This is a genomic window from Pseudoalteromonas sp. M58, assembly GCF_042604605.1.
GTDB classification, from domain to species: domain Bacteria; phylum Pseudomonadota; class Gammaproteobacteria; order Enterobacterales; family Alteromonadaceae; genus Pseudoalteromonas; species Pseudoalteromonas tetraodonis.
Genome location: NZ_CP152391.1, coordinates 75,053 through 100,846 on the forward strand (window position 1 = coordinate 75,053; position 25,794 = coordinate 100,846).

At 40.3% G+C, this 25,794-nt stretch carries 21 protein-coding genes and 1 pseudogene; 10 read left to right on the forward strand and 12 right to left on the reverse strand.

Annotated elements, in window-relative coordinates:
* Positions 1-106 precede the first annotated feature (106 nt).
* From AAGD16_RS15685 to AAGD16_RS15695, 3 genes are all read left to right on the forward strand, one after another.
* Positions 107-1,180, forward strand: coding sequence for a porin (locus AAGD16_RS15685; RefSeq protein WP_377114975.1), 1,074 nt, complete (start codon positions 107-109; stop codon positions 1,178-1,180).
* Positions 1,181-1,191: 11 nt separating this feature from the next.
* The gene (locus AAGD16_RS15690; protein ID WP_013462898.1) at positions 1,192-1,599 is read left to right on the forward strand and encodes a substrate-binding domain-containing protein; all 408 of its coding nucleotides are present in this window, start codon (positions 1,192-1,194) and stop codon (positions 1,597-1,599) included.
* Between the two features lie 149 nt (positions 1,600-1,748).
* On the forward strand, positions 1,749-2,051 hold the full coding sequence (locus AAGD16_RS15695) for a YkgJ family cysteine cluster protein (RefSeq protein WP_013462899.1): 303 nt from the start codon (positions 1,749-1,751) through the stop codon (positions 2,049-2,051).
* A gap of 32 nt (positions 2,052-2,083) precedes the next feature.
* On the opposite strand, the gene AAGD16_RS15700 is transcribed toward AAGD16_RS15695, so the two are convergent.
* Genes AAGD16_RS15700 through AAGD16_RS15710 form a run of 3 tightly spaced genes read right to left on the reverse strand, consistent with a single transcriptional unit; the run spans position 2,084 to position 5,570 of the window.
* Entirely contained in the window at positions 2,084-3,448 is a 1,365-nt protein-coding gene (locus tag AAGD16_RS15700) for a TrkH family potassium uptake protein (RefSeq protein WP_033103020.1), read from the reverse strand.
* 2 nt (positions 3,449-3,450) lie between these two features.
* Complete coding sequence (locus AAGD16_RS15705; RefSeq protein WP_016899132.1) at positions 3,451-4,104, reverse strand: TrkA family potassium uptake protein; 654 nt, start codon at positions 4,102-4,104, stop codon at positions 3,451-3,453.
* 11 nt (positions 4,105-4,115) lie between these two features.
* Positions 4,116-5,570, reverse strand: coding sequence for a TrkH family potassium uptake protein (locus tag AAGD16_RS15710; protein ID WP_290190469.1), 1,455 nt, complete (start codon positions 5,568-5,570; stop codon positions 4,116-4,118).
* A 205-nt stretch (positions 5,571-5,775) separates the two neighbouring features.
* Between AAGD16_RS15710 and AAGD16_RS15715 the strand changes: the two genes are divergently transcribed.
* The 4 genes from AAGD16_RS15715 to AAGD16_RS15730 all read left to right on the forward strand — a co-directional run bounded on the left by AAGD16_RS15715 (position 5,776) and on the right by AAGD16_RS15730 (position 11,676).
* Entirely contained in the window at positions 5,776-7,101 is a 1,326-nt protein-coding gene (locus AAGD16_RS15715; RefSeq protein ID WP_290190470.1) for a DUF4118 domain-containing protein, read from the forward strand.
* The gene (locus AAGD16_RS15720; RefSeq protein WP_024602614.1) at positions 7,094-7,762 is read left to right on the forward strand and encodes a response regulator; all 669 of its coding nucleotides are present in this window, start codon (positions 7,094-7,096) and stop codon (positions 7,760-7,762) included. The genes AAGD16_RS15715 and AAGD16_RS15720 overlap by 8 nt, the downstream gene beginning before the upstream one ends.
* A gap of 244 nt (positions 7,763-8,006) precedes the next feature.
* Positions 8,007-10,121: an ATP-binding protein gene (locus tag AAGD16_RS15725; protein WP_377114983.1), complete on the forward strand. Its 2,115-nt coding sequence runs from the start codon at positions 8,007-8,009 to the stop codon at positions 10,119-10,121.
* A gap of 19 nt (positions 10,122-10,140) precedes the next feature.
* Positions 10,141-11,676 carry an HD domain-containing phosphohydrolase gene (locus tag AAGD16_RS15730; protein WP_033103016.1) on the forward strand — a complete coding sequence of 512 codons (1,536 nt, stop codon included), beginning with the start codon at positions 10,141-10,143 and terminating at the stop codon, positions 11,674-11,676.
* 51 nt (positions 11,677-11,727) lie between these two features.
* Here the strand turns inward: AAGD16_RS15730 and AAGD16_RS15735 are convergent, their stop codons facing one another.
* From AAGD16_RS15735 to AAGD16_RS15750, 4 genes and pseudogenes are all read right to left on the reverse strand, one after another.
* A complete protein-coding gene (locus AAGD16_RS15735; protein ID WP_016899137.1) occupies positions 11,728-12,345 on the reverse strand; it encodes a glutathione S-transferase family protein in 618 nt (205 codons plus the stop codon).
* A gap of 48 nt (positions 12,346-12,393) precedes the next feature.
* Positions 12,394-13,422: an NADP-dependent oxidoreductase gene (locus AAGD16_RS15740; RefSeq protein WP_013462909.1), complete on the reverse strand. Its 1,029-nt coding sequence runs from the start codon at positions 13,420-13,422 to the stop codon at positions 12,394-12,396.
* Between the two features lie 172 nt (positions 13,423-13,594).
* Positions 13,595-13,771 carry a GNAT family N-acetyltransferase gene (locus AAGD16_RS15745; RefSeq protein WP_013462910.1) on the reverse strand — a complete coding sequence of 59 codons (177 nt, stop codon included), beginning with the start codon at positions 13,769-13,771 and terminating at the stop codon, positions 13,595-13,597.
* Positions 13,772-14,046: 275 nt separating this feature from the next.
* Positions 14,047-14,355 (reverse strand): annotated as a pseudogene (locus tag AAGD16_RS15750) (GNAT family N-acetyltransferase); the annotation flags it as partial.
* Between the two features lie 153 nt (positions 14,356-14,508).
* Here AAGD16_RS15750 and AAGD16_RS15755 point away from each other — a divergent pair.
* On the forward strand, positions 14,509-15,714 hold the full coding sequence (locus AAGD16_RS15755) for an anhydro-N-acetylmuramic acid kinase (protein WP_013462912.1): 1,206 nt from the start codon (positions 14,509-14,511) through the stop codon (positions 15,712-15,714).
* A gap of 36 nt (positions 15,715-15,750) precedes the next feature.
* On the opposite strand, the gene AAGD16_RS15760 is transcribed toward AAGD16_RS15755, so the two are convergent.
* Complete coding sequence (locus AAGD16_RS15760; RefSeq protein WP_013462913.1) at positions 15,751-16,236, reverse strand: hypothetical protein; 486 nt, start codon at positions 16,234-16,236, stop codon at positions 15,751-15,753.
* A gap of 429 nt (positions 16,237-16,665) precedes the next feature.
* On the opposite strand from AAGD16_RS15760, the gene AAGD16_RS15765 reads away from it, so the two are divergent.
* On the forward strand, positions 16,666-18,921 hold the full coding sequence (locus AAGD16_RS15765) for an EAL domain-containing protein (RefSeq protein ID WP_377114990.1): 2,256 nt from the start codon (positions 16,666-16,668) through the stop codon (positions 18,919-18,921).
* Position 18,922: 1 nt separating this feature from the next.
* On the opposite strand, the gene AAGD16_RS15770 is transcribed toward AAGD16_RS15765, so the two are convergent.
* From AAGD16_RS15770 to AAGD16_RS15785, 4 genes are read right to left on the reverse strand one after another with little or no spacing between them, the layout of a single operon-like run.
* Positions 18,923-19,930 carry an L-threonylcarbamoyladenylate synthase gene (locus tag AAGD16_RS15770; RefSeq protein WP_013462915.1) on the reverse strand — a complete coding sequence of 336 codons (1,008 nt, stop codon included), beginning with the start codon at positions 19,928-19,930 and terminating at the stop codon, positions 18,923-18,925.
* Between the two features lie 8 nt (positions 19,931-19,938).
* Positions 19,939-20,736, reverse strand: coding sequence for a DUF6671 family protein (locus AAGD16_RS15775; protein ID WP_013462916.1), 798 nt, complete (start codon positions 20,734-20,736; stop codon positions 19,939-19,941).
* Between the two features lie 3 nt (positions 20,737-20,739).
* Positions 20,740-23,166, reverse strand: coding sequence for a YbcC family protein (locus AAGD16_RS15780; RefSeq protein WP_377114995.1), 2,427 nt, complete (start codon positions 23,164-23,166; stop codon positions 20,740-20,742).
* Positions 23,163-24,731 carry an NADH-quinone oxidoreductase subunit L gene (locus AAGD16_RS15785; protein ID WP_013462918.1) on the reverse strand — a complete coding sequence of 523 codons (1,569 nt, stop codon included), beginning with the start codon at positions 24,729-24,731 and terminating at the stop codon, positions 23,163-23,165. Before AAGD16_RS15785 ends, AAGD16_RS15780 begins: the two co-directional genes overlap by 4 nt.
* A gap of 96 nt (positions 24,732-24,827) precedes the next feature.
* Here AAGD16_RS15785 and AAGD16_RS15790 point away from each other — a divergent pair, with 96 nt between their 5' ends.
* Positions 24,828-25,706, forward strand: a complete 879-nt coding sequence (locus AAGD16_RS15790) for a LysR family transcriptional regulator (RefSeq protein WP_013462919.1) — start codon at positions 24,828-24,830, stop codon at positions 25,704-25,706.
* The last annotated feature ends 88 nt before the right edge of the window (positions 25,707-25,794 follow it).

Below are 25,794 nucleotides of genomic sequence, written 5' to 3' on the forward strand. Positions count from 1 at the left end.
ATTAGAAATCAGTATAAAAATAAAAGAGTGTTAATTTTTTGTTTCTTTTTCTTGCTTTACTATACTCAATTTGGCTATGACAGCCATTATAATAATGAGGTGATCAATGAAACTGCAAAAAATTATACTATTGGGAGCATTTATATCAGCAAGTAGTTATGCTGAAATTAATATTTCGGGTTTTGCAAGTATTAATGCAGGTAAGGTACTGAGCGGTACAGGTGTCCCGCAATATGGCGTTGAACCAACATTTCTTGCGGACTATCCAAATGTTAGTGCATACACTGAAGATTTATCCTTTTCGCCAGAGTCTTTGATTGGATTACAGGTATCAGGCGATTTGGGTGAAGGTCTTTCTGTAACAGGTCAGCTAGTTGCCAGAGGAGTCAACGACTTTGAGGCAAACTTTGAATGGGCTTATATTTCTTACGATATTAATGATAATTGGACTATTCAAGCAGGTAAAAAGCGTTTACCACTATTTTACTACTCAGACTTTTTCGATGTAGGTTATGCATATGTATGGATGCGAGCCCCTGCAGATAACTATACATGGCAAGTATTTAACTACGAGGGCGTTAATTTACTCTACTCAGGTTCTATAGGTGACTGGGGAGTGTCTGCGAATATTTATACCGGTAAAGAGGACGATGACGATAACAAGCTATTATCAGACTTCTTCTTTCAAGAGCCAACAAGAGAAATTTGGGAAGATATGTTAGGCGGCGTACTGTTACTAAATCGTGACTGGCTCGAACTAAGAGTGACCCACATGCAATACACCAACAAGCGTTTTCGTGCGGGTGAATCGGTTTTGTGGGACGGCAAAGATAGCAGAGATGGTAAATTTTATGGTTTAGCTGCAAATCTTGATTTTGGTGATTTTTTCGTTTTAAGTGAGCTTAACCGCTTAGACTTAGATGGTAATCTCGACACTTATATGATCAGTGCGGGCTATCGTTTTGACTCTATTACACCTTATGTCATGTTTTCAGACTTCGAACAAGAAGGTGAAGGTGATACAGAGCAGCATAATACATTTGCTGTTGGTGTGAGGTGGGACTTTCATCCGTCAGCTGCATTTAAAGTGCAATACGATAGAGTCAAAGATGACTCGTTTGATTTAGCTGTGGCCGGTGATAGTAAAGCTATCACGCTTGGTGTCGATGTTGTATTTTAAGGAGAAGTAAAATGAAAAAATTAATATTAAGTGTAATATTCCTGTTTACGAACTTCGCCTATGCAGATTTTGCTATTATCGTGCATCCTTCAAATGAAAGTAGCTTTGATGAGTCTGTTATCAGCCGAATTTATACAGGAAAAGAAAAGTCATTTAGCAATGGCAATAAGATCATTCCAATATCTCAAGAACCAAGTAGTGCTGCAACCGAGCAATTTAATAGTAAATTACTTAATAAAACGTCTTCTCAGTTAAAAGCATATTGGTCAAAACTAATTTTCACAGGAAAGGGCACACCACCTAAAGAGTTAGAAAATGACAGTGAAGTAATCAAAATGGTCGCAGCTAACCCTGACACCATTGGCTTTGTCTCTTCATCAGCTGTATCGGATAACGTTAAAGTGGTTTTCAATTTTTAATCTTAAATAAGCGTGCTGGTTAATCAGCACGCTTTTTTAGTGATTAGTTAATTACAATATAACGATGTTTAATATCTGACGTTATTTTACTGTCACCCTTGCCTCGCTCGTGTATCCTATAGCTTGTATATCATTTATCAAAAGTCTGTATGCCAAACTCAATCATTGCTGTTGAAAATATCAATACCCAACCAGTCACTTGCGCTAACTGCCAAGCGTGTTGCTGCCAATTAGAAGTGCGTATTGTCACTGATACCGGTGTTCCTTTTCGATATATTGATTACGACAAATGGGGCAGTGAGGTCATGAAGCGCGGCGACGATGGCTGGTGCGAAGCACTTGATAGAAATACCCTCATGTGTACTATTTACGAAAATCGCCCATTAACGTGTCGAGAATTTGAAATGGCATCGGGTGAGTGTATTACTGAGCGGGAGCTAGCGGGTATTTAAAACGCGGGCTGATTAACCCGCGTGAATGTTTGTTAGCCAATAGAGAGTTGCGCGCTTGGGTATCTTAGCTTTTTAGTGCGTGGACTTGCTAAAAAATAGGCGATAGTGAGCGGACCTATTCTGCCCATGAACATTAAAAACATAATAATAAACTCTCCCAGTGGTGATAGCGAGGATGTTAAACCACGTGAAAGCCCTACCGTCCCCAGTGCAGATACCGCTTCAAAAGCAACATCTAAAAAAGGCGCATCTTCGACGACCAGTAAGGTAAAAATAGCTAACCAAGTGACTCCTGCTGAAATAATGGTTAAAGCTAATGCTTTATACACAGATTCTTTGTCTATTTCTCGGCGTAACACAGTGACGCCTTTGTCACGTCTTAGGTAGCTATAGGTTGCTAAAATTAAAACGATAAACGTAACGACTTTAATGCCACTTGCGGTACTTAAAGAGCCGCCACCAATAAACATAAGCATCATAGTTAAAGCGGTGCTGGCATTTTTTAATTCTTCAATAGCAATGGTATTGAATCCCGCAGTACGGGGAGTGACAGCTTGAAACCAAGCAGCTAACCATTTACCTACTTCAGACAGTGGTTGCAGTGTTTTTGGATTATCGTATTCAATCGCGTAAATAAGCAATAATGCAATAACGTTAATAATAACTGTGCTGATCAACATTAATTTACTGTAGGGACTGAGCTTTGCCCAACGCTTTGATTTATATAAATCCATTAATACGGTAAAGCCAAGCCCACCAATAATAAACAAACCGGTAATAGTTAAATTCACAACGGGGTCATCAACATACTGCATTAAGCTGTTAGGACTCAATGCAAACCCTGCATTGTTAAAAGCGCTAATGGTATAAAAAAGAGCATGAAAAAAGCTTTTCTGTAAACCCATTTCAGGTAGCCAATACAGCGTTAAAATAACAACGCCTATGGATTCTACGATTAGTGCAAACAGTAAAACAGACTTAGCGGTATTGACCAACGTAGATGTATCTGTTTGATTAAAAGCAGCTTTGGTGACTGTTTTTTGAATAAAGCCAACTTTATTACCCAGTGCCATTAAAGTTACAACCGCAAAGGTCATTAACCCCAGACCACCCAGTTGAATTAATAACGCAATAACGCCTTGTCCAAAAGGGGTAAACACTGAACCGGTATCCACTACAACCAGTCCAGTTACAGTCACCGCAGAGGTTGCCGTAAACGCACTTTGTATCCATGAAATAGGCTCATAGGTTGCAAAAGACAGTTTTAATGCCAATGCTCCTAGCGTTATTAATATTAAAAAACTGCAACATAAAATAAGAGGCGGAGCCGCATTGATTTTTTTATGCCCACTGACTTTGCGCTCAATAGGCGTTTTGAGAGGGTGCCATAAAACCATGATTATAAGAGCCTTGGAGCTAGATAGTTTAATTCGACTCGGCTACCTGATAGCAGTAAGGTGTCGTGGGTATGTAACTCAAAGTCGTCATCAAGTTTGACAAACGTTTGCTTGGCGCGCTTTACCAATAGAGGGTCTACAGTGCCTTTTATTTCTCTGAGTAGATGCCCTAGTTTTGTTTTATGTAGGTGAGCTTTTATACTTACTTCAACAACGTATAAGCCATTGCCTAATGAAATATAGTCGTTCACTATCGGGTAATTAAGCGCTTGTGCAACGCGCACCCCCATTTCTTCCTCAGGGTGAATAATGCGTGTTACACCTAATTTAGAGATAATAGTGTGATGGGCTTTAGTACTCGCTTTTACCCATATTTGCTCAACAGCTAAGTTTTTTAATGCAAGCGTGCACAGAATGCTCGATTGCATATCTTCCCCAATCGCCACTAAAACAGCCTGACTACTCGCTAAATCAAGCTCTTTAAGCGCGGCTTCATCGGTGGAGTCGCAAACGACGGTTTCAGATAAATGCTCAACATACTTTTCGGCGAGTTTTGGGTTACTATCAACGCCAGTCACTGTGTGCCCTAAATGAATTAACTCAAGACTTGCTGCAATGCCGAAGCGACCTAAACCAATCACTGTAAAATGTGCCATATTATTCCTCGTTATTTTTTCCAAAAGCTATGAGTAAAAAGTGCAAAAACAGTAAAATATTCTAACCGGCCCACGATCATAGCGACCGAGAGTATCCAAATACCGGTATCTGAAACGGGTTGAAAGTTAGCGCCAACTTCACCAAACCCAGGGCCAAGTACATTGACGCAAGCAGCTACCGCAGTAAATGCACTCCAAAAATCAAGACCCGTTGCCATAAGCAACATTGTAAACAGTAAGCTTGTACCAACAGCAAAGGTCATAAATGCCATAATTGCATGGCGTACATCTTCTTTAACGGGCGAACCTTGATATTTAAGTGTAAATATCGCTCTTGGATGGAGTAGCTGTTTAATATTGTTATTAATCATTCTGCCAACAATAATGTTACGAATTATTTTATTTCCGCCAGCGGTTGAACCTGCGCAACCACCAAGATAGCCAGCAATAACCAGTAAAACCCCAGCCTCAGCTGGCCAGTCAGTAAAGCCTGCTGCGCCATAACCGGTGCTGGTAATAAAAGAAATAATATGGAATGTGGAGAAACTAAATGCTTCAAGTACATTTGAGTAGCTGTCTTTAAGCAGCAACATAGTAGTTAAAAGAACTGATAAAAACACGACGATATAAATAAAATAACGTGTTTCTTCATCGTGATAATAACTAGTAATGGCTCTTTTGTGCGCCACTTTGAAGTGCAAGGCAAAGTTAATCGCACCTGCAAGCATAAAGACATTAGCTATCCACAGCAGTAAATGGCTGCGGTAATACCACATACTGGCATCATGCGTTGAAAACCCCCCAGTTGAAACTGTGGTAAAGGCATGTGCAATCGCATCGTAAAAACTCATTCCGCCAGCGTAATAGGCTAAAATACAAAGTAGCGTGATTGCAAAGTAAACACCCCATAAATAATGCGCGGTACTGGCAACGCGCGGAGTTAATTTTTCGTCTTTAATGGGGCCTGGGGTTTCTGCTTTTAATAATTTCATGCCACCAATATTCAGCATAGGTAAAATAGCCACTACAAAAATTACTATGCCTAAACCGCCCATCCATTGTAAAAATTGTCGATACAATAAAAAGCTAGCAGGCATGTTATCGAGCCCTGATAGCACGGTTGCACCAGTAGTAGTTAAGGCGCTAATTGACTCAAATACTGCATCGCTAAAGTTAACGCCAGTGACAACCAAAATGGGAATAGCGCCTAACACACCGGCTATAATCCACGTTACTGTGGCGTAAATGAGTGCATCTCTGAATGTTGCACCGGTATAATCTGTTTTACGTAAATTGATAAGTAGCACTAAAGCGACTGAGATCATCGTTGCGCCAGAAATAAGAAACGCACTAATAACGCGATCTTTAAAAATAAATAATGAAAGCGCTGCGAATACTAGTTGCACCACTCCCATCCAAATAATAGGAAAGGCGAGTAGTCTTAAGGTGATTCTCCAATTTATCATCAATACGCCTTATCAAATACCTATTGCAGGTAACACGCAATCACTAAAGTTGAGTTGAATATACGGGATCAAATACTAAAGTCAGCGCTGCACTGCAAAGCTTTATAAAGATTTAACGAACGAGATAAAAAACTTTATAAAAACTTTATAGAGGCAATATCGAAAAGGCAGTAACCTAAGTGCTCAAATGTTAGAGGAATAATTAATGAATCAGGTCGAGGCCAAACCAAGGTGGTATAAAGCATTTTTTTTGGCGGTAATAATGCCATTAATTGTGGTTATGGCCATTTTCCCTGTACGTAACTGGTTTACTACAACCGATATTGTAATGCTTCAGTTATTGTGGGTGACTTGGGTTGCTGTACGTAGTAACCGTCGCCTTGCGATACTGACCACCTTAGTAAGTGTCGCATGTACAGATTGGTTTTTTGTTGCCCCTAATTTTACTTTTCATATTGAAAACATAGAATATTTAGTAACTTTTATTGTTATGCTAATTGTTGGTTTTGTGATCAGTCAATTGGCGGGGGAGCTCAGTACTAAAGTCAGAGATGTGCAATTACACGCAAGTAATAGCCGCACCTTGTATGAACTGGCAAAAGACCTAAATAGCCTAGATACGCTGGACGAACAAAAAAAGTACTTTGTACAGCGGATCGGTAAGCATTTAAATGCATCTTGCACATTTATGCCTGCAGCACCGCGAGGCAACAGTGAATTTATATTACTTAGTGAGGCTAACCCGAGCAGGGGCGGGTTTAATTTTACTAAACGGTTAACGCAAGGGCAAAAAGCTTTTGCTGATACCGCTATCTCGCTGCTTTATCAAGTACATGAAAAAACGTTATTACGCCAGCAGTCGGCTGCTATTTCGGTGCAAGCGGAATTAGAACGCGCTAAAAATGCACTTTTACGTAGTTTGTCACATGATTTACGCACACCATTGGCAACTATTATGGGCGCATCCAGCATGCTTGCAGATGATGAAATTACCCTCAGCGACAGCGTGATAAAAGAGCAAGCGAGTAATATTTATGAGCAAAGTAAAATACTTAATCAACACTTTGATAAAGTCATGGAGTTAAGCCGAGTTAATAAAATGGGTGAAAATCTATGTTGGCAAACAATAAACTTACAAGCATTACTCAGTGAAGCCAAAGCTCGCAGACAGCAGCAACTCACCCATTTTGTTATAGATACCAATATAGACGCTCAGTCAAAATGCATAGGGGATGTGACTTTATTAGAAATTGCGCTAGCTAATATGCTCGAAAATGCATGGCGTTATGGTGATGGGAAGGTGAGCGTTGAATTTACTCAAAGTAGCAATCAGCAAAAGGTATGTTATCAGTTACTTCTCACTAATAACGTGATCACTAAAGCGCAAACAAGTAGCGATGAAGGCGTTGGGCTGGGCAGTATTATTTGTGATGTGGTGGCTAAATTTCACCAAGGTACATTTACATTAACAATTAACAACGAGACACAGATGGCGTACGCAAAATTGATCTGGGAAAAAGACAATGACTAAAATCTTAATATTGGAAGACTCTCCCCCTTTACAAAGCTTTTTAAAAACCTTGTTGCAAGCCAGTGGTTACGAGCTAAGTATTTGTGATAAAGGCTTAGATGGTTTTGCACGTTTAAGTGAGCAAAGTTATGATCTTGTGTTATTAGACTTAGGCTTGTTAGATATGGACGGTCAAGACTGGCTGATTGAGTTTCGACAATGGAGTGCCTTACCTGTTTTGGTGCTGTCAGCGCGAGATGGCGAAGTTGAAAAGGTAACCGCGCTTGATAATGGAGCAAATGACTATATTACCAAACCGTTTAGCGCGAATGAGTTACTCGCCAGAATTCGGGTGTTATTGCGCACCCAAAGTCAGCCGAGTGTGGCGTTTACCTGTGGGAATATAAAAATAGATCCACAAAAGCACATAGTAACCACCTCGGGGAATGAGATAAAACTGACTAAAAAAGAGTACGCAATATTATTATTGCTGTTTCAAAATAAAGATAAAGTACTCACTCATAATGCAATTTTAAGCCATATTTGGGGAGCGCAGTACATAGACCGTCCTGAATATGTGCGGGTACATGTAGCGCAGCTCAGACAAAAACTAGAAGCTAACCCTGCTAGTCCAAAATACATATTAACTGAACCCGCTGTGGGTTATCGGTTGGTCGATTAAACAATAAGAACTTTACAGTCTGCTCTACAACTCAGCGAGTCTGATAAATTATATAAATAACGCTTTTGTTTCCAAGCGATACTCTATTTAACAACCTTGTCCGTTATATAGCGGGTATTTTAATACCCCGCTTCTGCATTAATTTCTACACAATTGATTTGCCTAGAAAGTTTTTATAGTCTAATTTTTAAGCTTAATACTTCAGATCCTCAGGATGTTGGCTTGCTTGTTTAAGCCTAAAATTATGCGACTACCACTCATACACTCTTTGCAAGGAAAGATGCTGCTGTATTTGGCATTGCCCGTCATGCTCATTATTGCCAGTATCTTGAGTTATTGGTATTCAACTAGCCTTAATCAGGCTGTTATACAAGCAAAACTAAATTTAAGCCAGACGGCAGATACGATTGCCGCGAAGGTAAATGAAGAAACGCAATTAGCGGTACGCACTACAGAGATTATGGCCTTAGCACAGCAAAATGGGTTGTTTGGTGATAGAGAGGCAAGTATTAATTTTGTTCGTGCAGTGCTTAAAATGAACCCTTCATTTGTGGGGGCTTCGTTTGGTTATGAGCCTAATGCCGATAATCAAGATCAAGCCTATATTAATGCTCCACCGTTAAAAGAGGGCGTTTATGTAGACCAAACTGGCCGTTTTTTACCTTATTGGCATCGTGATTTTAATGACTCTGAACGTTTGTTACTTGAGCCCTTGGTCGATATGGAATCAAGTCTTTATTATGAGGGAGTACGTCAACAGTTTTTACGTGATGGTAATACCGAGACGATGATCACTGAGCCCTATGTTTACGAGGGAAGAATGCTGGTTGAACAAAGTTCGCCAATTATTATTAATGGCGAATTTGTCGGTATGGCAAGTGTAGATAGAGCACTTGCTGATATAACGGAATTCTTACAAACCATAAAGCAGCAACTAAAAATTGATGTTTTGTTACTCAGCCAACGTGACAACGTGATTGCCACGACATTAAATCATTCAGGACTAAAAACGAAAGCCATTTTAGACACAGATTATGCAAGTATAGCCAAACAGCTAAAATTACAGGGGCAAGCAAGAGAAATATTATCTGCTAACGATCCTTTTGATTCTGGAATATTCTATTTTGATAAAGCCAAGGTTGCCACTGGGCATTGGACAGTGATAGTGCGTCGCTCTGAAACCGATATTATTGGGCCTATTCAAGCGCAATTTAGCCCATTATTGGCAGCGGCTTTTGCAAGTGTATTACTGGTGTTTTTACTCTTTTGGTATTTTATTAACCGAACAACCAAGCGTATTAATATTGCGATTAAATCTGTTGAACAGCTAGCTAATGGAGATTTATCTATTCATGTTCAAAAGTATATGACTCAAAAGGATGAGCTTGGCACCATGTTTAGAAGCTTTGAGCGTTTAATTAAAGCCAGTAAAGATATTGATCAGGTTTGCTCTGCGATTGCAGCTGGGGATTTTTCTCAAACAGTTTCTAAGCGCAGCCCTTATGACAGTTTAAGTGATTCTATTAATTTAATGTCGAGTAAACGCCATGAGGCAGAGCAGGCTCTACTTGAGCAAACCATAGAGCTTCGTCGCACTCAGCAGGAACTTGTTGAAGCAGAGAAAATGTCTTCACTTGGAAGTTTAGTCAGTGGTGTGGCACATGAGGTGAATACACCGTTAGGTGTTTGTGTGACAGCGACATCTCATTTGCGAGAAATGTTAATCGAAACTAAAAACAAAGTGGCTTCTGGCACCTTAAGTAAAACAGAGTTTAGTGAGTTTATTAGTGAAGTTGATTTAAGCTGTGACATTTTGCTAAAAAACATGCAACGTGCCGCTGATTTAATAAGCAGTTTTAAACGTGTAGCGGTTGATCAAACAACCGAAGAATTACGTAATTTGTATGTAAGTAGTTATTTTAATGAGGTGCTAAAAAGCCTCTATCATACCCTTAAAGCAACACCGGTTGATATTACCATTAGTGCAACGGAGCCTGAGCCAGAAGTGTATTCTGATCCTGGTGCCTTAGCGCAAATTTTCACTAATTTAGTAATGAATTCAATTATTCACGGTTTTCAAAATGGTAGAAAAAAAGGGCAGATAAGTGTTCATATTGAGTACTCAGACTCTGTCTGTATTCATTATCAAGACAGTGGTCAAGGCATGACAGATGAAGTTCAGAAAAAAGTGTTTGACCCGTTTTACACCACAAATAGAGCGGGTGGCGGCAGTGGCTTGGGGATGAATATTGTTTATAACCTCGTAGTTCACCGCCTGAAAGGGCAAATTGCAGTAAAGCAAAAAGAATCCACAGGCGTTTATTTTTTCATTCAATTTCCGGTAACGCCACCGAATTAATTAATAGCAGGGTGTGTTTATGGAGTGGTTACAAGATGATGTAGTGTCAGATAAAGCGGTTGCCAACAGCAATGCTAAGCCATGGAAAATCTTAATTGTTGATGACGATGACTCGGTGCATCAGGTAACTCAACTTGCAATGAAGCGCTTTGAATTTGAGCAACGCCCTGTTGAACTACACAGTGTTTACAGTGCATCTGAGGCGAAAGAGAAACTACAAAGCTCAGAACGTTACGCATTAATTTTACTAGATGTCGTAATGGAAACAGAACATGCAGGATTAGATCTTGCGCGATTTATTCGCCAAGACTTACAAAATGGTTATAGTCGAATTATTTTGCGAACAGGTCAGCCTGGGGTTGCGCCTGAGCGCAGTGTTATTCGCGATTATGATATTGATGGCTATAAAGCGAAGAGCCAACTGCAAAGCCAAGATCTTGAATTGATTTTTTATACCTCTTTACGAGCCTACCGCGATATTTGTATGCTACAAACTCACCGCTATAATTTAAAAAGACTAATAAAAGCTATCTCTACCATTACCCAAATTGGTGACTTGGTAGAGTTTACCTCTGTTGTCATGGAAGAGTTAAAACTTGTACTGAATATGAGCTCGGCCAATTTATATATAGATGCGCCTAAAGTATTTGGTATTTGTCAGTTAGATGAAAAGTTGCAAATGATTGAAGGGGAAGTCTCAGGTATACATCTGTTCACGGGAAGTGGTATTGATAGTATTCCGAAAAAGCATCAAGAGTACTTTTTAAGGGCGAAACAAACCAAGCAGAATTTTATTGCAGAAGATCATTATGTTTATTTTCATCATTCACAAAAAGGTCTAGATTCAATACTCGCATTTCAATCATTGCAACCGGTTAAAAAAGAAGCGCAACAGCTTGTTGACTTGTTTTTGGGCAATGTTGTTCTCACATTTGAAAGTTTATTATTAGCTAATTCAATTGAAGAAACCCAGCAGCTGGCTATTTCACTGATGGGAGGTGCCATGGAGTCGCGCTCCAAGGAAACGGGATCTCACGTAATTAGGGTTGGCTTATATGCAAAATTACTCGCGCAGCTGCATAATCAAAATCAAGCGTACTGCGATAAAATTAGCCTAGCTGCGCAATTACATGATGTAGGAAAGGTAGGGGTACCAGATCTCATTTTAAATAAGCCAGCAAAATTAGATGCTGACGAGTGGGAAATTATGAAACAGCATACCACTAAGGGCTGGGAAATTCTCAAAGGGACAGCTAATCCTGTTATTGATATGGCTGCAAACATTGCGATTGATCATCACGAGCGTTGGGATGGAGCCGGTTATCCGCACGCAAAAAAACAGCAAGAAATCAGTTTAGAGGGACGAATTACTGCGATTGCTGATGTGTTTGATGCGTTATGTTGTCGCCGTTGTTATAAAGAGCCTTGGAGTATGGATGACGCAAAAGCGGAAATAATTAAAGGTGCAGGTAATCATTTTGATCCAAACTTAGTTGCACTTTTTGAAGCACATTTTAATGATTTTAAACAAATTTATCTTGATAGACCTGAATAGAAAAGCGGGTATCGCTTTGACTGTGAAACCACAATCAAAGCGAAAGGTAAGTTAGTCGTACTTGGCTTCTAACTCGTTAGCGGTATGAAATTTTTCATGAGATTGTAATTGCTCATCGTATTTAACCAGGTTTTTAAAGTGCTCTAACTGGCCTGCATTTTTAACGATTTCAACAATAAACGACATCATAAAATCGGCACCGGTTAGGGTCTCGCCCACTAAATAACGCTTGCCTTCAAGACGGCTGTTAAAATAGCTAATCACTTTAGCGGTTTCTGCATCAGCATAGCCCTCTAAAAACTGGGTTTTAGCACCATCTTTTTGCACAAACATTTTGAGTAAAAGCGGTAAAATTGCTGAGCTTTCTGCAAAATGTAGCCATTGCTGGTAGTCAACGTAATCAGGGGTGCCTGCTTTTGGGGCAAATTTACCTTTGCCATATTTAGTGATCAGGTAATCTGTGATAGCGCCAGACTCGGCAATCACTAAGCCATCATCTTCTATAACTGGCGATTTACCCAGCGGATGCACATTTTTAAGCTCATCAGGGGCTAAAAAAGTCTCAGTGTTACGTTGGTAAGCAACAATTTCGTAATCGACCTCAAGCTCTTCTAGTAACCAAATAATACGTTTAGAGCGAGATTTATTTAAATGGTGTAGTTTAATCATTTTCTTCCTTATTGAGCTGTGTTGAATTACAACACAGCCTGAATGTTATTATAGTGGGCTGTTAATCTTTACTACGGTTTTACCAAAGTTCTTCCCACTGATCATGTCGTTAAATGCACTGATGGTGTTTTCAATGCCTTCTACCAGATGTTCGCGGTATTGAATTTTTCCGTCTTGTAGCCATTTTTGCATGTCTTGTGCAAATTCGTCATAGCGGTGGCCATAATCATCAAAAATAATAAAGCCTTGCATTTTGATGCGCTTAGTTAGTAATTGTCCCATTAACATGCCCATTCGGTCTGGGCCCTCAGGCAAACTGGTCGCATTATATTGCGATACCAAACCACAGATAGGCACGCGCGCTGAGGTATTAAGCAAAGGTAATACGGCGTCAAACACTTTTCCGCCCACATTTTCATAATAAACATCAATGCCTTGGTCACATGCTTTTTCTAATTGTTCGGCAAAGTCATCGGCTTTGTGATCAATACAGGCATCAAAGCCTAGCTTTTCAACGGCATGAGCACATTTTTCGCTGCCACCGGCAACTCCAACCACTTTACAGCCTTTAATTTTAGCAATTTGGCCAACCGTTGCACCAACAGGTCCCGTTGCTGCTGCAACGACCACGGTTTCACCTGCTTTAGGGGCGCCAATATCGAGTAAACCCATGTAGGCGGTAAAGCCAGGCATACCCATAATACCCAATGCGTATGAAGGGTTTGTTGGTTCTTTACCTAATGACATTAAGCCTTCGCCATTTGAGATGGCGTAAGTTTGCCAACCTGTGTACGCTAATACCCATTCGCCTTCGCTAAATTTATCGTTTTTAGATGTTTCTACTTGGCACACCGTTGCACCAACCATTACATCACCAATTTCGACAGGGTCGGCATACGATTTAGCATCGCTCATACGGCCACGCATGTAGGGGTCTAATGATAAGTAAATTGTACGCAACAGTACTTCGCCCTCTTTTAACGATGGAAGCTCTTTGCTTTTAAATTCAAAGTTGTCATTGGTAGGGGCGCCATGTGGGCGCGAGGCTAAAGTAAATTGACGGCTAGTTGTAGACATAAAAATCTCCAAAATAAAGTGAAAAAACCACCTATTACCGAATGTTTAAGCTTTAAAACAATACACGGCTCAACAATAATGCGCGGATAGGCAGATAAAATTTGTACCTTGATACACGAGCTTTGGGCGAGAGGGGGTTAATTCAACCTTTGCAAACATTTAATTAGAATAATTACTCTGTTTTTAGCATGCTAAATATATGGCTATCAAAATAGTGACCATTTTTATAAATTGCTTGTTTTAAAATAGCCTCGGTATTAAAGCCACTTTTAAGCAGCGCCTTTATTGAGCCCGCATTACCAGCAAATACAGCCGCATAAATACGGTTTAAATTAGTACTTTTAAACACTTCTTTAGGGTCTGTTGACCTTTGCGGATTACAATTTGTTCAAACTAGGGGCGGTTTAATCGCGGCGCGAGGTTTGTAACCTAGTGGGCTAAGTCAAAACCGAGCAACAAAGAGTAAATAGCCCCTAGGCAGAACCCGAAGGGCAGCGCCTGTTTAGCATTAATACTGCGTTATCGCCTATTTATTTGGAATAACCACACCTCATAGGCTCTGCCTTGCCTAAATACCAAACAGACTGTTGCAAATTTAACCTTGAAAGGTCAACAGACCCTAATAATCAACCCAATGGCTTGGGTGATAATACCTTGCCCCCAATATTGCTGACTAAGCCAATAGCCAATTTCGCCACTGCGGCTATACTCAAATTCACCAGGAATAACACCAATACAACCAACACACAGGCCATCAACTTCGATGGCTTTAATGATGCCACATTTTGCTCCCTCGTTTATCCACCAATTCGCATCTGCCTGCGTATACGGAAATGGAATTTTAGAGGACAAATAGCGAGCTACTTGTTGATTGTTCAAAATGGTTACGATTTGAAAGGTATCGTGTTGCTTGAACTCACGTAAAATCATCATATGGTAAATAAGTTTATTATTATCAACCAATAACCTAGCAAGCTTTAGGCGTTTAAACAATGAAACTATCTTTTTAAAATTAAAGTGTATACAGCTATAACTTTGCTTTAAACTCTTTTAAAATATAATAAAAAGTACCTACACAGAGTCACTATGCACCCACACATTGCCGCCCTTTATAATAGCGCTAAAAAGCCTAGTCGTTTAATTATTGGCCTAATGAGTGGCACCTCTTTAGATGGTTTAGATGTGGCGCTATGTAAAATAACCGGAGCGGGTTTGCATACCCAAATAGAGGTATTAAAATTCACCACGGTTGAGTACAACGATGAGTATAAAACTAAAATAAAACAGGTGTTTGCTAAGCGCGAATGCGATTTAGAAGTGCTGACTTTGTTACATCCGTGGGTAGGTAAACTCCATGGTGCTATGGTTAATCAGTGTTTAGCACTGTGGCAAGTAAATCCAGCCGATATTGATGTAATAGCCAGTCACGGGCAAACTATTTATCACTGCCCGCAATCCCAACATAACCACCACGATTTTAAAAATGGCACGCTACAAATTGGCGACAGCGATCAAATAGCGGTTACTACAGGCATTACCACGATAGGTGACTTTAGGCAAAAGCATATTGCTGCTGGTGGTGAAGGCGCACCATTAGCTGTGTATGGAGATTATTTGTTTTTTGCCAGCCCAAATGAAAATCGTATTTTACTCAACATGGGGGGCATTGCTAATTTAACATTTTTACCTAAAAACGGCGATACTGGAGCGGTCTTTAGCTCTGACATTGGCCCTGGCAATACTATTATGGATGCTTATGTACAGCATTATTTTAAAGGGCTCCATTATGATGAGGGAGCTAAACTTGCCAAAGCTGGTAAAGTGAATACAAAGCTTCTTGCTGCGCTTACCGATAACGCGTTTTTTAAATTACCACTGCCTAAAACAACCGGACCTGAGGTGTTTAATTTAGCTTATTTACGGGCGGCACAAATGCATTCAACGACACAAAGACTAAACCACGAAGATGTTTTAGCGACTTTAAATGCCCTTTCTGCCACTACGATTGCCAAGGCGTTAAATGACTGTGCTCAACATACTCAAGACTGTGTAGTATATGCCAGTGGTGGAGGTATTCATAATCCATTATTAATGGAGCAATTACTGATGCACTGCCCAAACATTAAGGCGTTTAAAAACACCGAGAATTTAGGCGTAAATCCTGATGCCAAAGAGGCCGTGCTGTTTGCTATTTTGGCAAATGAATGTTTGGCAGGGCAACGTCAAGGCTTAAATAATAACAACCAAGGGATTTTAGATATCACTATGGGTAAAGTGAGCTTTGCTGATTGAGTAATAAAAAACCAGTGGAAAAGTGTGCGCCAATAACTAAAAAAGCGAAAGTAAAGCTGTTCCCATATTAGCGAAATACTGACGTACTCGATGCGGCCTAGGCGGCGCTATATAAGTTGCAGGTGCAGTATAACCACTACCAAATTGGTTAATATGCATATCAAACTGCAAACTATTTTTTAACGTGCCGTGCTTACCATGCAAAATCATTTGCATCACAAAATCATGACTATGTGCTATTTGACTCAAAGTTAGGTTGACTCGCCCTTGTTCTAGATCAGATAGGTTGAGTGTTTTTTCTGTGTAGTATTGAGCCGCTCGTGCATTTGGCTCAGTTGCGCTGAGTGAAATAATATCACTTTCATGAGCAGCCTCAGGTAAAACGCATTGCAGTGTGATTTGATGCTGACTGTTAGCATCCTGCGATAGCGTTTCAAATTCCATGCTGTGACTCATTGCCGCAGACATAGGATCTTCAAATGACGGAAGTGCAAAGGTAAGTTGCACTATAGATTCGCTCATGAGGGGCTTCAAATGCTATTTTTGATTAATAATGCAGCTATTATTACCGCTCATTATTGCAAAATTATGACTAAACAAAACGACTTCATACATGAGCTGGTTTAAATTACATTTTACAACTAAAGCTATTGTTTTAAATCAATATTATATTTAATAAATAAACTACAATGGTCGCTTAATAATATCGTTTATTAAATGCAAGGACACAACGAGGCCTTAGCTTAGCAATAACAATAATGCTTTTATCGAGCTTGCTGGTTGTTAATTAATGTTGCCTTTATTGTTAATTAAAGGTGTTTATTTGTGTGTGTTTTCTTAATTTTGCAATAAAATAGCTTGAAAAAAAACCAAGCTAGCCATAAAGTGCTTTTAAGAGCCCAAATACATAACACACTACCAAACAGGTTGTGGCGGGGTTGTGAGAATTAGATGGCACTAATAAAAAATAATTTATGGAAACTCTTCTGTTTTTTGCTGTTGGGTGGCTTAATTTTATTAAGCGTGCTTTTGGTTTACGAGTGGAAAAACATCAAAAAAGATTACCGCACGAGCTCCCAAAATCGTGTGGAATTTTCTGCGCAAGCACTTAAAAGCACCCTTAGAAATAAAGAGCTGATGCTAGATTTAATTGGTAGAGATATTCTCTCTAATAATAATTTACATGAAAAAACGTCGACAATTAAACTTCTTGATAATATTTTGCTAGAAAATCCCGTGTTATTAGGCTTTGGACTGTTTAATCCGCAAGGCGAGATTATTTATTACAGCTCAAACTTAAACGCTTCAACCATGATCAACCTGAAAGAAAATAAAAATACACGCCAAAGCTTTGCGCAAACCCTCGTATCAGACAAAATGGTATTAGGACAGACTTACTTTAATGAATCTTTACAAGAGTGGGTCATCCCAATAAGAAAAGCATTACGCGATAAGAGCGGCACAGTAATCGCGGTTATGACGGCAGGTATGGCGGTGCCGAGAGGGACTAAGTACTTAAATATTTTGCAAAGTAATCGTGATGATTACATCATGCTAGCAAGAGAAATAGATGGCTTTATTCAATACAGCTCGGTTAGAGATGCAGATATAGCAAGTTATATAAAAACCCAGACTAAAGAGGCATTGGGGTTATCGGGTAATGCTTTGATAGAGCAAACAGGTAAAACAAAGCAAACACTTAAATCTTCCGAGGAAGTGTTTAGCATAGAAACGACGGTAAAAGGCAAACCGTATATCACCTCAGCAAAATTTGATAACCGTTATCAGTTGTGGACTCTGTCACAAATGGCGATGCAACCAATAAAAAATCTGTATTATTGGAAAGTTGGCTTGTATGTCCTAGTTTATGTGTTTATTTGTATGGTGCTATTTTTTGGTTTTAGGCTTATTGCACGTGCTGAAAAAAAGCGTATTGATGAGCTATTCCATCTTTCAAGACATGATGATTTGACCAAACTCCCAAATCGAAAAGCGTTACGTGATAGCTTTGAAGAGAAAAAAGAAACATCGTTTAGCTTAGCAATCATTAACATTACCAACTTGCGTTCTATGAATAATCGCTTTGGCATGGAGTTTGGCGATAAAGCGATAAAAACCTTTGCTGGCTTTTTAAAAACAACATTTTTATCACCCTATTTAGTATTTAGAAATAGTGGGAATGAATTTTGTATTATTGCACCTCACACTTTTGATGAGCAAAACAGACGTGCATTCGAGCATATTTTAGAGTCAGCAATCCAGCAATATGAAACCAACAATAGTGAACGATTACTTAATATAAGTGTGGGCATAGCCTGTTATCCAGAGCATGGTATAACAAAGAGTAAGCTCGTACGAAGTGCGCATTTAGCTAACCAGTGGGCAAAAGATACCGGCCAATGGCTGTGTCATTATCATGCTGATATTAAACAAGCTTACTTACGTCGTTTAAAAGTAGAAGAGCGGCTTAATATGGCGTTAAACGAGCAGTCATTGTCTATGGCGTATCAGTGCCAAGTAAATGAACAGGGTAAAATCCATGCTATGGAGGCGCTCATTCGTTGGCAAGATGGTGAGCTTGGTATGGTATCACCCGCTGAGTTTATTGCTATTGCAGAGCAAAGTGATTTAATTTTTAAAATTGGTGACTTTGTTTTAGCGCGATCTATTGGTGAGTTTGCAAAAATGCAGCAACACAGCGATACCCCTCTTGAATTGGCAATAAACATTTCAGTAATGCAATTTCAAAGTAGTGTATTTATTCCTACATTATTACACAGTTTAGAGACGCACAATGTTACTGCGCAAAGTATCATTTTAGAAATAACAGAATCCCTCTTTATGGATAATCTTGAACATGTGATTGATACGATTAAGAGCTTAAAGTCACGTGGAATACGCTTTTCAATGGATGATTTTGGCACAGGCTATTCATCACTGAGTCTTTTGAGACGCTTACCGATAGATGAACTGAAAATAGATAAGAGCTTTGTTGATGATATTTTGGTGGACTCTAAATCAAATAGTATGGTGCAAAGTATTATTGCCATTGCCAACAGCCATAACTTAAGTGTTATAGCTGAGGGCGTGGAAGAACAGGCACAGTTTGATATGTTAGTTGATATTGGCTGTAAACGTTTTCAGGGGTATTACTTTTATAAACCAGTGGCAGCAGCAACGGTTATTGAATACCTAACGGTTAATTAACTTATCCTGCAAATACTGTGGTGGCACGGCTAAGGCGGTCATTCACAGCCCCCCACTTACTGCTTACTGGCGGCTTTTCGATATAAATATTCATCGGTGTTGTCTCATCGATATGATGCAGCGTTTTATACATGTTTTTAGCATACTCAACAGGGCAAGCACTTAGCTTAGTAATGTACTGAGGCGAAATGTGATTAGCTAATAACTGTTGCTCTGCCTTGGTTGAATAGATTAAATAATGTGTTTGCAAATGGGGAGTGTTACTCAAAACACTTGGAAAATCTGCGCTATTAATAAGTATTGCAGGAGCATGTGGCTGATAATGCGCTTTTACATTGCCAGGCACTGCCTCATTATGTGAAAGCGGTGTAGTGACATTCAGTCCGGTTTTCTGCAAAATATCTGCAGCGGATATAGGTCCTGGGCGTAAAATGCGAAGCTGCTCAGTGGTGGCATCAACAATCGTTGATTCAATACCCACATCACATTGCCCGCCCTCTAATACTGCGCTAATTCGGCCATTTAAATCGCGCATAACATGGGCTGTGTTTATTGGGCTTAGTTGTTTGTAGCGATTAGCTGAGGGAGCTGCAAGTCCAGTATTTAATTGTTTTAAAACTGCTAAAAATTGCGGATGTGCTGGTACGCGTAAACCAATGCTATTCAAGCCACCTGTTACAGGGCTATTTAAATTATCTTTTGCATTTAAAATAAGTGTGAGCGGCCCTGGCCAAAAGGCTTCAGCAAGTGTAATCGCTGCCTTATTTACATTTTTTGCCCAGTGGTGCACATGTGATAGTTCAGGAATATGCACAATTAACGGGTGGTTTGTCGGGCGTCCTTTCGCGGCAAATATTTTTGCTACAGCATCACTATTGCTCGCATCGGCAGCAAGGCCGTACACAGTTTCTGTGGGTAAGGCAACGCATTCGCCCGCTTTTAATAGTGCCACGGCTTGGTTAATACGCTCTTCAGTATTCAATAATTGAGTGGGTTGTAATGATGTCATAATAACTCTTAAGGATTACAAAACTGGCAATATGTTGCATCAGCAACGCGTTTTTTATTCGTTTCAATGTGGCTAAAGCCGCAACTATCACACACTGAAGTAGTTGATTTCATTTGTTCTGTTGGCATATTGCATAGCTCACAGGGCAAGCCTTTTGTAACTTGTTTAGCAACAAAGTTAGGGTTTTGGCACTGTGGGCATGTTGATGATAGTCGCCTTGCAAGATCTTCTGCAGCTCGGCTAATAATTACTTGGCGTTGCGGGCTATACATGGCCCTCAGATCAGGCGTGATTGTACCTGTGCTTGGCGTTTTTTCTGTATACAAAGCAATAAGCGCTTCTATGCTAAGCCCTTTATGAAGCGTTTGGGTGTCGTCAAGTATCCAATGCTGGTTTTCATAGCGCTGACATGCAGTAGTGATTGATTCAGCACTGGTTTCACTGCTAATGCTTAAGCTGCTGGGCGAAAATGGCCCACCAGCGTATCCATAAATAGCATTGTTATTGTGTTTATCATAAAAACAAATAACTTCTTCGTCCCAGTTCATTAAACCCGGATACGGCCCACCCCCAAAACTGCCTTCACTGCCAAGCCCAAATTGCTCGCCTGTGAGTTCACATGCGCGCTGAGCTTTTGTCAGTGCCGCTGTATTGGCACTACAATGACGTTGTACTTCGTGACTAAACATCCCAAGTGTATCGGTATCAAATAAATCAGTAGTGAATACCTCAAAACCAAGTGGCTCCAAAGCGGGAGCTACTAAAGGCGCCTTTTTATGTTTAGTAGCAATGACTATCTTTGGCATAGCTTATATTGGCTCATTAGAGGCTGAAATAGTTGAGAAATGTCCATTTTCGAACTGCTCTAGGGTATTATCATCGCCCCAGCGAATGAGAGTGAGCCAATGGTTATCAATCAGCTCCTTCACCATGACATGTTTGTTATAAATTGCCGCGATTGCCGATTGCGGCGCAGCAATATATACATTAAGGCGAATTGGTTCGTGCATCCATTTTTCCCCATTGTGCAGTGACTGCATGGCTAAGCCAATACGAAGGTCACCGCCATTACCTTCAAATAATCCAATATTACCGCCGACTGCATTGTGGAGTATTTTATTACCACTGCCGTATTTATGGTTGTCGGTAACCGAGGCATTATATTGACTATTGATCCAATGGGTTACTATCATGGGTGCGGTCATAATCAGTTCTAATACCGCAAATTCGTTATCGTTTTCCCATTCATAATCATGTAAAAAACAGCGTCCTTGTAAGTTAACACTGCGAGTCCAGGCACGTGGTGCAACAATAAAGGCGGCGTTATTAGCAAGTCCCCATTCTGGGCGTACTTGCGACCAATCACGGGCACGCTGATGATAAGCATGGTTAATTTCATCTGCGGTTTTATTAACTAACTGCGGGTCGATATTTACTAAGCGCTCTTGCTGAGCGGTTTGCGTGGCAACGGTTAGCCATTTTTTTAGATTGTCATTAAGCTCGGTATCGTAAGCGGTGATGACATCCGTGGTTGTGTTATGAATAGCGGCAATAAATTGCGTGCTCTGTGCCAGTGTTAGCCCTCGCTCTTTAAGCGCTTGGCGCACTTGGGTATCGTTTAGTAAGTTAGCCAGCACGCGTACATTAACTTCGCCACTTTGCCCTCCACAGGCTCCACATTCTAGGCCAGCGCTGTGCAAGTTATTAGTTGTATGGCTGGCGTGGCCCACCAACATAACATGCGGCGCAAACTCTTTTATTCCTAAGGTGTTAAGCACTTTTTGAGCTAAGTCGGTTTTGTCTTTTAGGGTCAGTTTTTGCTGATTTTGTGTTAATTGCCAGTCGGTGGTTGCGCACTTTTTAGCTTTACCTTTAGATAAAAAGGTATTTTTTATTAATTTAAATGCATACAGCCAGCCTGCTGATTCAACCATAGAAAACGATGAGGGGGCTGATTTTGACCAACTTTGCCATGTAGCACTATTTTGACGAGATGCTTCAAGCGCCGCGTCTTTGTGTGTTTGTGTGGCATGTATGGCTGGTTTGAGTAGCCCTGGTAGTTGAGGACGAGTAATTGCACTACCATTTTCTTGATATTCTAGTGGCAAGCCAAAAAAACCGGCAAAGCCGAAGGTTTCTATATTTTTACTTTGCGATTCAAGCGCGCGGCGAATAACCTCTGAGCGTACATCAATACAAAACACTGCTTGTAATTGAGCGTTGTTCACTGGCGTTTTAGTGGCGTTTTGTAGCGCATGATTAAGCGGGTATTGATAGCTCAGCTCCAGTGCTTTTGCCCACACCCATAATGGCTTTTGTGCCAATTTGTGTGCATGCAGGCGCTCAATTACGAGTGACTTTTCTTGCTGCCACTGACTTTGTAGTTGTTTAAATGAAGCACTATCATGATCTGCCAGATACTGCCAAATAACCAAGTCCCATGCCATTCGCATGGCCAGTAGCTGTTTCATATCATCTTTGGGTTTAGCGTAAAGTTGGCCTTGGAATCGTAAATACGCCAACCACGATGCCCAACCATTAATATCTAAAAGCAGCGAATGAGCATATAACTCTAACGAGTCGTTATCTATATTAAGGGTTGAGAGTGTTAGTGCAATCAGTTCATCAGCGCAAGTGGGCAGTCGCTTAAAGTAGCCATTTAAATGCTTTTCATCCATTACAATACTAATGCCTTTATCCGCTTGAATAACGGTTAACCAATGGCGATATAAAGGTGATTGTGATGATGTGTCATCACCATGAAGCATAGGGCCAAGCTGCTGATAATGCGCGGCACAAAACTGGCTCAATTGATGGGTGATTTCATCATGCCAAGCCATTTTATGTTTATTGCGCTGCTGGTCGAGTAAATCTGCAATGTTGTGCCAATCCACTAAAGGAACATCAATGTGAAGGGTTTTTATGAGTTGCTCATGCGTAAAGTCACTGTTAAGTAACTTGGCTGCATCGGCTAAGTGGTTATCAGTAATAATGCCGTTGTCGTACTTGTGCTGATAAAAGTCTTTAGGCATTAGCATATTGGCATTACATAAGGTATCAATGCGTGCGCTTACATCTTCAATAGGAAGGTGGCGCATTTCCCAAAATGGGTTAACGGCAATCATCTGATCTAAAGGCCAGTTTGGTGCTATGTAACCGCATACTTTATTAAGTATGTTGTTTTCAGTGTCACTTAACGATAATGCCGTGTGATTTGAATGCGTTTGATTGCTCATTTTGATTCCTCAACGGTGATTCCAGCTGCATGATTTTTTAAATCGGTGTGGCCATTATTAGGTAAATTTATCGGCCATATTTTTAGGGTTAACCGCGTAAACCACTCATCTAAATACAAACCTGCAAATAATAGGGTGGAAAGTGATTTAACCTGTGGTCGCCAAGACTGGTAGCGTAAAAAGTAGCTGGCAATCATTAACGTTAAAATAAGGGCTATTACCCAGCTATCGGCGAGGCTAAATGCAGCTTCGCGCCACTGCTCAAGCTCTAGTGCTAAAGTAAATATATTTTTAGCAACCACATAACTAATAACAACTAATAGTGCGACTAGCAGTTTTTTACTGTGAGTTTGCACGCTAGAAGCGCCATGTTGGTTGGCCAGTAAAATAGTTAAAGCCGATGCTAAAAGTAGCCACACACTGACCGCGCCTTGATAGCCACTAATGGTCCATGCAGCGCTAACTAGGGTAATCGACACCAATGCCCCCGTTAACCAAGCAAAGCACGTGGGTGATTGTTTTGGAATGTGGCGGCGAATCAGATCTTCGTTTACACCGTTGCCTGAGTTTAAAAATGCAAAGGCTTTATAGGTTGAATGAGTAACAAGGTGAAGCAGAGCCAGTTCAAATAATCCCAGCGCACATTCTATGAGCATTAATCCCATTTGCGCACTGGTAGACCAAGCAAGCCTTACTTTAACGCTTATTCGGGTAGTCATTATCAAAGCGCTGATCACCGTAGTTAAACCAGCAATAATTAAAATTAACCACTGTGCAGCCGCAGCTTGAATAAACAAAGGCGCAAATAAAATTAATAAAAAGCCACCTAAATTTATCACCCCAGCATGCAATAAGGCACTGACGGGTGTAGGCACCTCAACCACTTTGATTAGCCAGCCATGCATAGGCAACTGAGCACATTTGATTAAAGCTGCAAAAGCGATTAAAAAGGCCGCGAGTTGTTCAGCCAAAGATAGCGGTAGTGTGGTGGTGTGATAAAAAGTAGTGATATCGCTAATGTATAGGCTATTGTGAGTAACCGATAAAATAATAAATGCGACGAGTAATAAGGATTCGGCTACGCGTGCCACAATAAACTTTTTATGAGCGGCGAGTACCGCACGAGGGCGCTCAGGATAAAACATTAATAGCTTGTGCAGTGCTAAACTAATTGCCACCCAGCCTAGCCAAAATAGCGCTAAGTGATTGCTCATAACTACAATCATCACTGCGGTTACGGTTAATAGCAGCCAGCGCCAAAAGTAGTTTACACGTGGCTCACCTTGCATATAGTGTTTGCAAAACCGAATTAATATTAGCGTTATGAACAGGATTAGTCCTAGCATAATAGCGCGGGTCACTGAGAGCGATAAGAAACTCAGTAAATCAAAGGCATAAATACGATAAAGTGCAACGGCACTGATAAATGCAACACTATTAAATAGCATCACTTTAAACAGTACATTGCCATTTGAGGCACAAGGTTGTCGGCCAATTAGCCACGCCGCTAAAAATGTGCTTAATGGCATCATTAGTAATAACAACGAAATAATATACTCGCTCATTCAGTGCTCCTTATTTAGTTATTGGAGTATGACAAACTAGATAACTAAATAAAAATAGATATAATGCATATAAACGTTCTATAAAAGAGAACTACAATGAGCCGTTTGAACTACCATCACTTGTATTATTTTTGGTCTGTTGCCCGAATTGGTAACTTAACCCAAGCAGCTAAAGAGCTGCATTTATCGCAGTCAGCGCTCTCCACTCAAATTAAACAGCTAGAGCACACCATTAATATTCAGTTATTTGAACGTAAAGGACGTACCTTGGCATTAACCGATATGGGAAAGCGGGTGCAAATGTACGCTAACGATATATTCACTAAGGGCGAAGAACTGTCGTCTTTTATTCATAAAGGGATGATTTCCCAAACTCAGCATTTATCAATCGGGGTGCTTAATACGCTCTCTCGTAACTTTATCGAGGAATTTATTAACCCTTTAATGAGTAACGACGAAGTACGCTTTTCGCTTACTGCAGGGCGTATGGATGGGCTATTAAATGGTTTGGCAGAGCACGAACTGGATTTAGTTTTAACCAATAAACCCATCGGACTTGAGCACTACGATCAACTGTGGCAAAGCCAGTTGGTATCTCGTCAGCCATTAGCCATAGTGGGCCCTGCAGATAAAAAAACACGCGGTCAATTTCCTACCGGTTACACAGATGCACAATGGGTGCTACCCAGTAAAACCTCCGCGATTAGAGACTCATTTAATGCTTTGTGTGCCCGCTGGCAATATCAGCCAAAAATAAAAGCAGAGGCTGATGATATGGCTATGCTGCGATTACTTGCTCGTGATAGTGGTGCACTATCGGTATTGCCATCAGTTGTAGTAAAGGATGAAATAGAACAAGGCCTATTAGTTGAATACCAACGTTTACCTGATGCATTTGAGCACTTTTATGCCATTACCGCACAGCGCAAATTTGTACCTGATATACTCAAATCATTGCTCGCCAAAACGTGTTAATTACTTTTAAACTAACGTTTTTATTAAAATATTTTATGCTTGAATAATAAAAAAAGAATTAAAGGTTTTAATTAGATGGCCGACAAAG

Excerpts from the sequence above, each read along its gene's own strand:
- AAGD16_RS15710 (WP_290190469.1), bottom strand. The coding sequence starts at position 5,570 with ATGATAAATTGGAGAATCACCTTAAGACTACTCGCCTTTCCTATTATT.
- AAGD16_RS15715 (WP_290190470.1), top strand. The coding sequence starts at position 5,776 with ATGAATCAGGTCGAGGCCAAACCAAGGTGGTATAAAGCATTTTTTTTG.
- AAGD16_RS15780 (WP_377114995.1), bottom strand. The coding sequence starts at position 23,166 with ATGAGCAATCAAACGCATTCAAATCACACGGCATTATCGTTAAGTGAC.
- AAGD16_RS15735 (WP_016899137.1), bottom strand. The coding sequence starts at position 12,345 with ATGATTAAACTACACCATTTAAATAAATCTCGCTCTAAACGTATTATT.
- AAGD16_RS15690 (WP_013462898.1), top strand. The coding sequence starts at position 1,192 with ATGAAAAAATTAATATTAAGTGTAATATTCCTGTTTACGAACTTCGCC.
- AAGD16_RS15765 (WP_377114990.1), top strand. The coding sequence starts at position 16,666 with ATGGCACTAATAAAAAATAATTTATGGAAACTCTTCTGTTTTTTGCTG.
- AAGD16_RS15705 (WP_016899132.1), bottom strand. The coding sequence starts at position 4,104 with ATGGCACATTTTACAGTGATTGGTTTAGGTCGCTTCGGCATTGCAGCA.
- AAGD16_RS15700 (WP_033103020.1), bottom strand. The coding sequence starts at position 3,448 with ATGGTTTTATGGCACCCTCTCAAAACGCCTATTGAGCGCAAAGTCAGT.
- AAGD16_RS15755 (WP_013462912.1), top strand. The coding sequence starts at position 14,509 with ATGCACCCACACATTGCCGCCCTTTATAATAGCGCTAAAAAGCCTAGT.
- AAGD16_RS15720 (WP_024602614.1), top strand. The coding sequence starts at position 7,094 with ATGACTAAAATCTTAATATTGGAAGACTCTCCCCCTTTACAAAGCTTT.
- AAGD16_RS15685 (WP_377114975.1), top strand. The coding sequence starts at position 107 with ATGAAACTGCAAAAAATTATACTATTGGGAGCATTTATATCAGCAAGT.
- AAGD16_RS15695 (WP_013462899.1), top strand. The coding sequence starts at position 1,749 with ATGCCAAACTCAATCATTGCTGTTGAAAATATCAATACCCAACCAGTC.
- AAGD16_RS15760 (WP_013462913.1), bottom strand. The coding sequence starts at position 16,236 with ATGAGCGAATCTATAGTGCAACTTACCTTTGCACTTCCGTCATTTGAA.
- AAGD16_RS15725 (WP_377114983.1), top strand. The coding sequence starts at position 8,007 with ATGCGACTACCACTCATACACTCTTTGCAAGGAAAGATGCTGCTGTAT.
- AAGD16_RS15740 (WP_013462909.1), bottom strand. The coding sequence starts at position 13,422 with ATGTCTACAACTAGCCGTCAATTTACTTTAGCCTCGCGCCCACATGGC.
- AAGD16_RS15785 (WP_013462918.1), bottom strand. The coding sequence starts at position 24,731 with ATGAGCGAGTATATTATTTCGTTGTTATTACTAATGATGCCATTAAGC.
- AAGD16_RS15775 (WP_013462916.1), bottom strand. The coding sequence starts at position 20,736 with ATGCCAAAGATAGTCATTGCTACTAAACATAAAAAGGCGCCTTTAGTA.
- AAGD16_RS15730 (WP_033103016.1), top strand. The coding sequence starts at position 10,141 with ATGGAGTGGTTACAAGATGATGTAGTGTCAGATAAAGCGGTTGCCAAC.
- AAGD16_RS15770 (WP_013462915.1), bottom strand. The coding sequence starts at position 19,930 with ATGACATCATTACAACCCACTCAATTATTGAATACTGAAGAGCGTATT.
- AAGD16_RS15790 (WP_013462919.1), top strand. The coding sequence starts at position 24,828 with ATGAGCCGTTTGAACTACCATCACTTGTATTATTTTTGGTCTGTTGCC.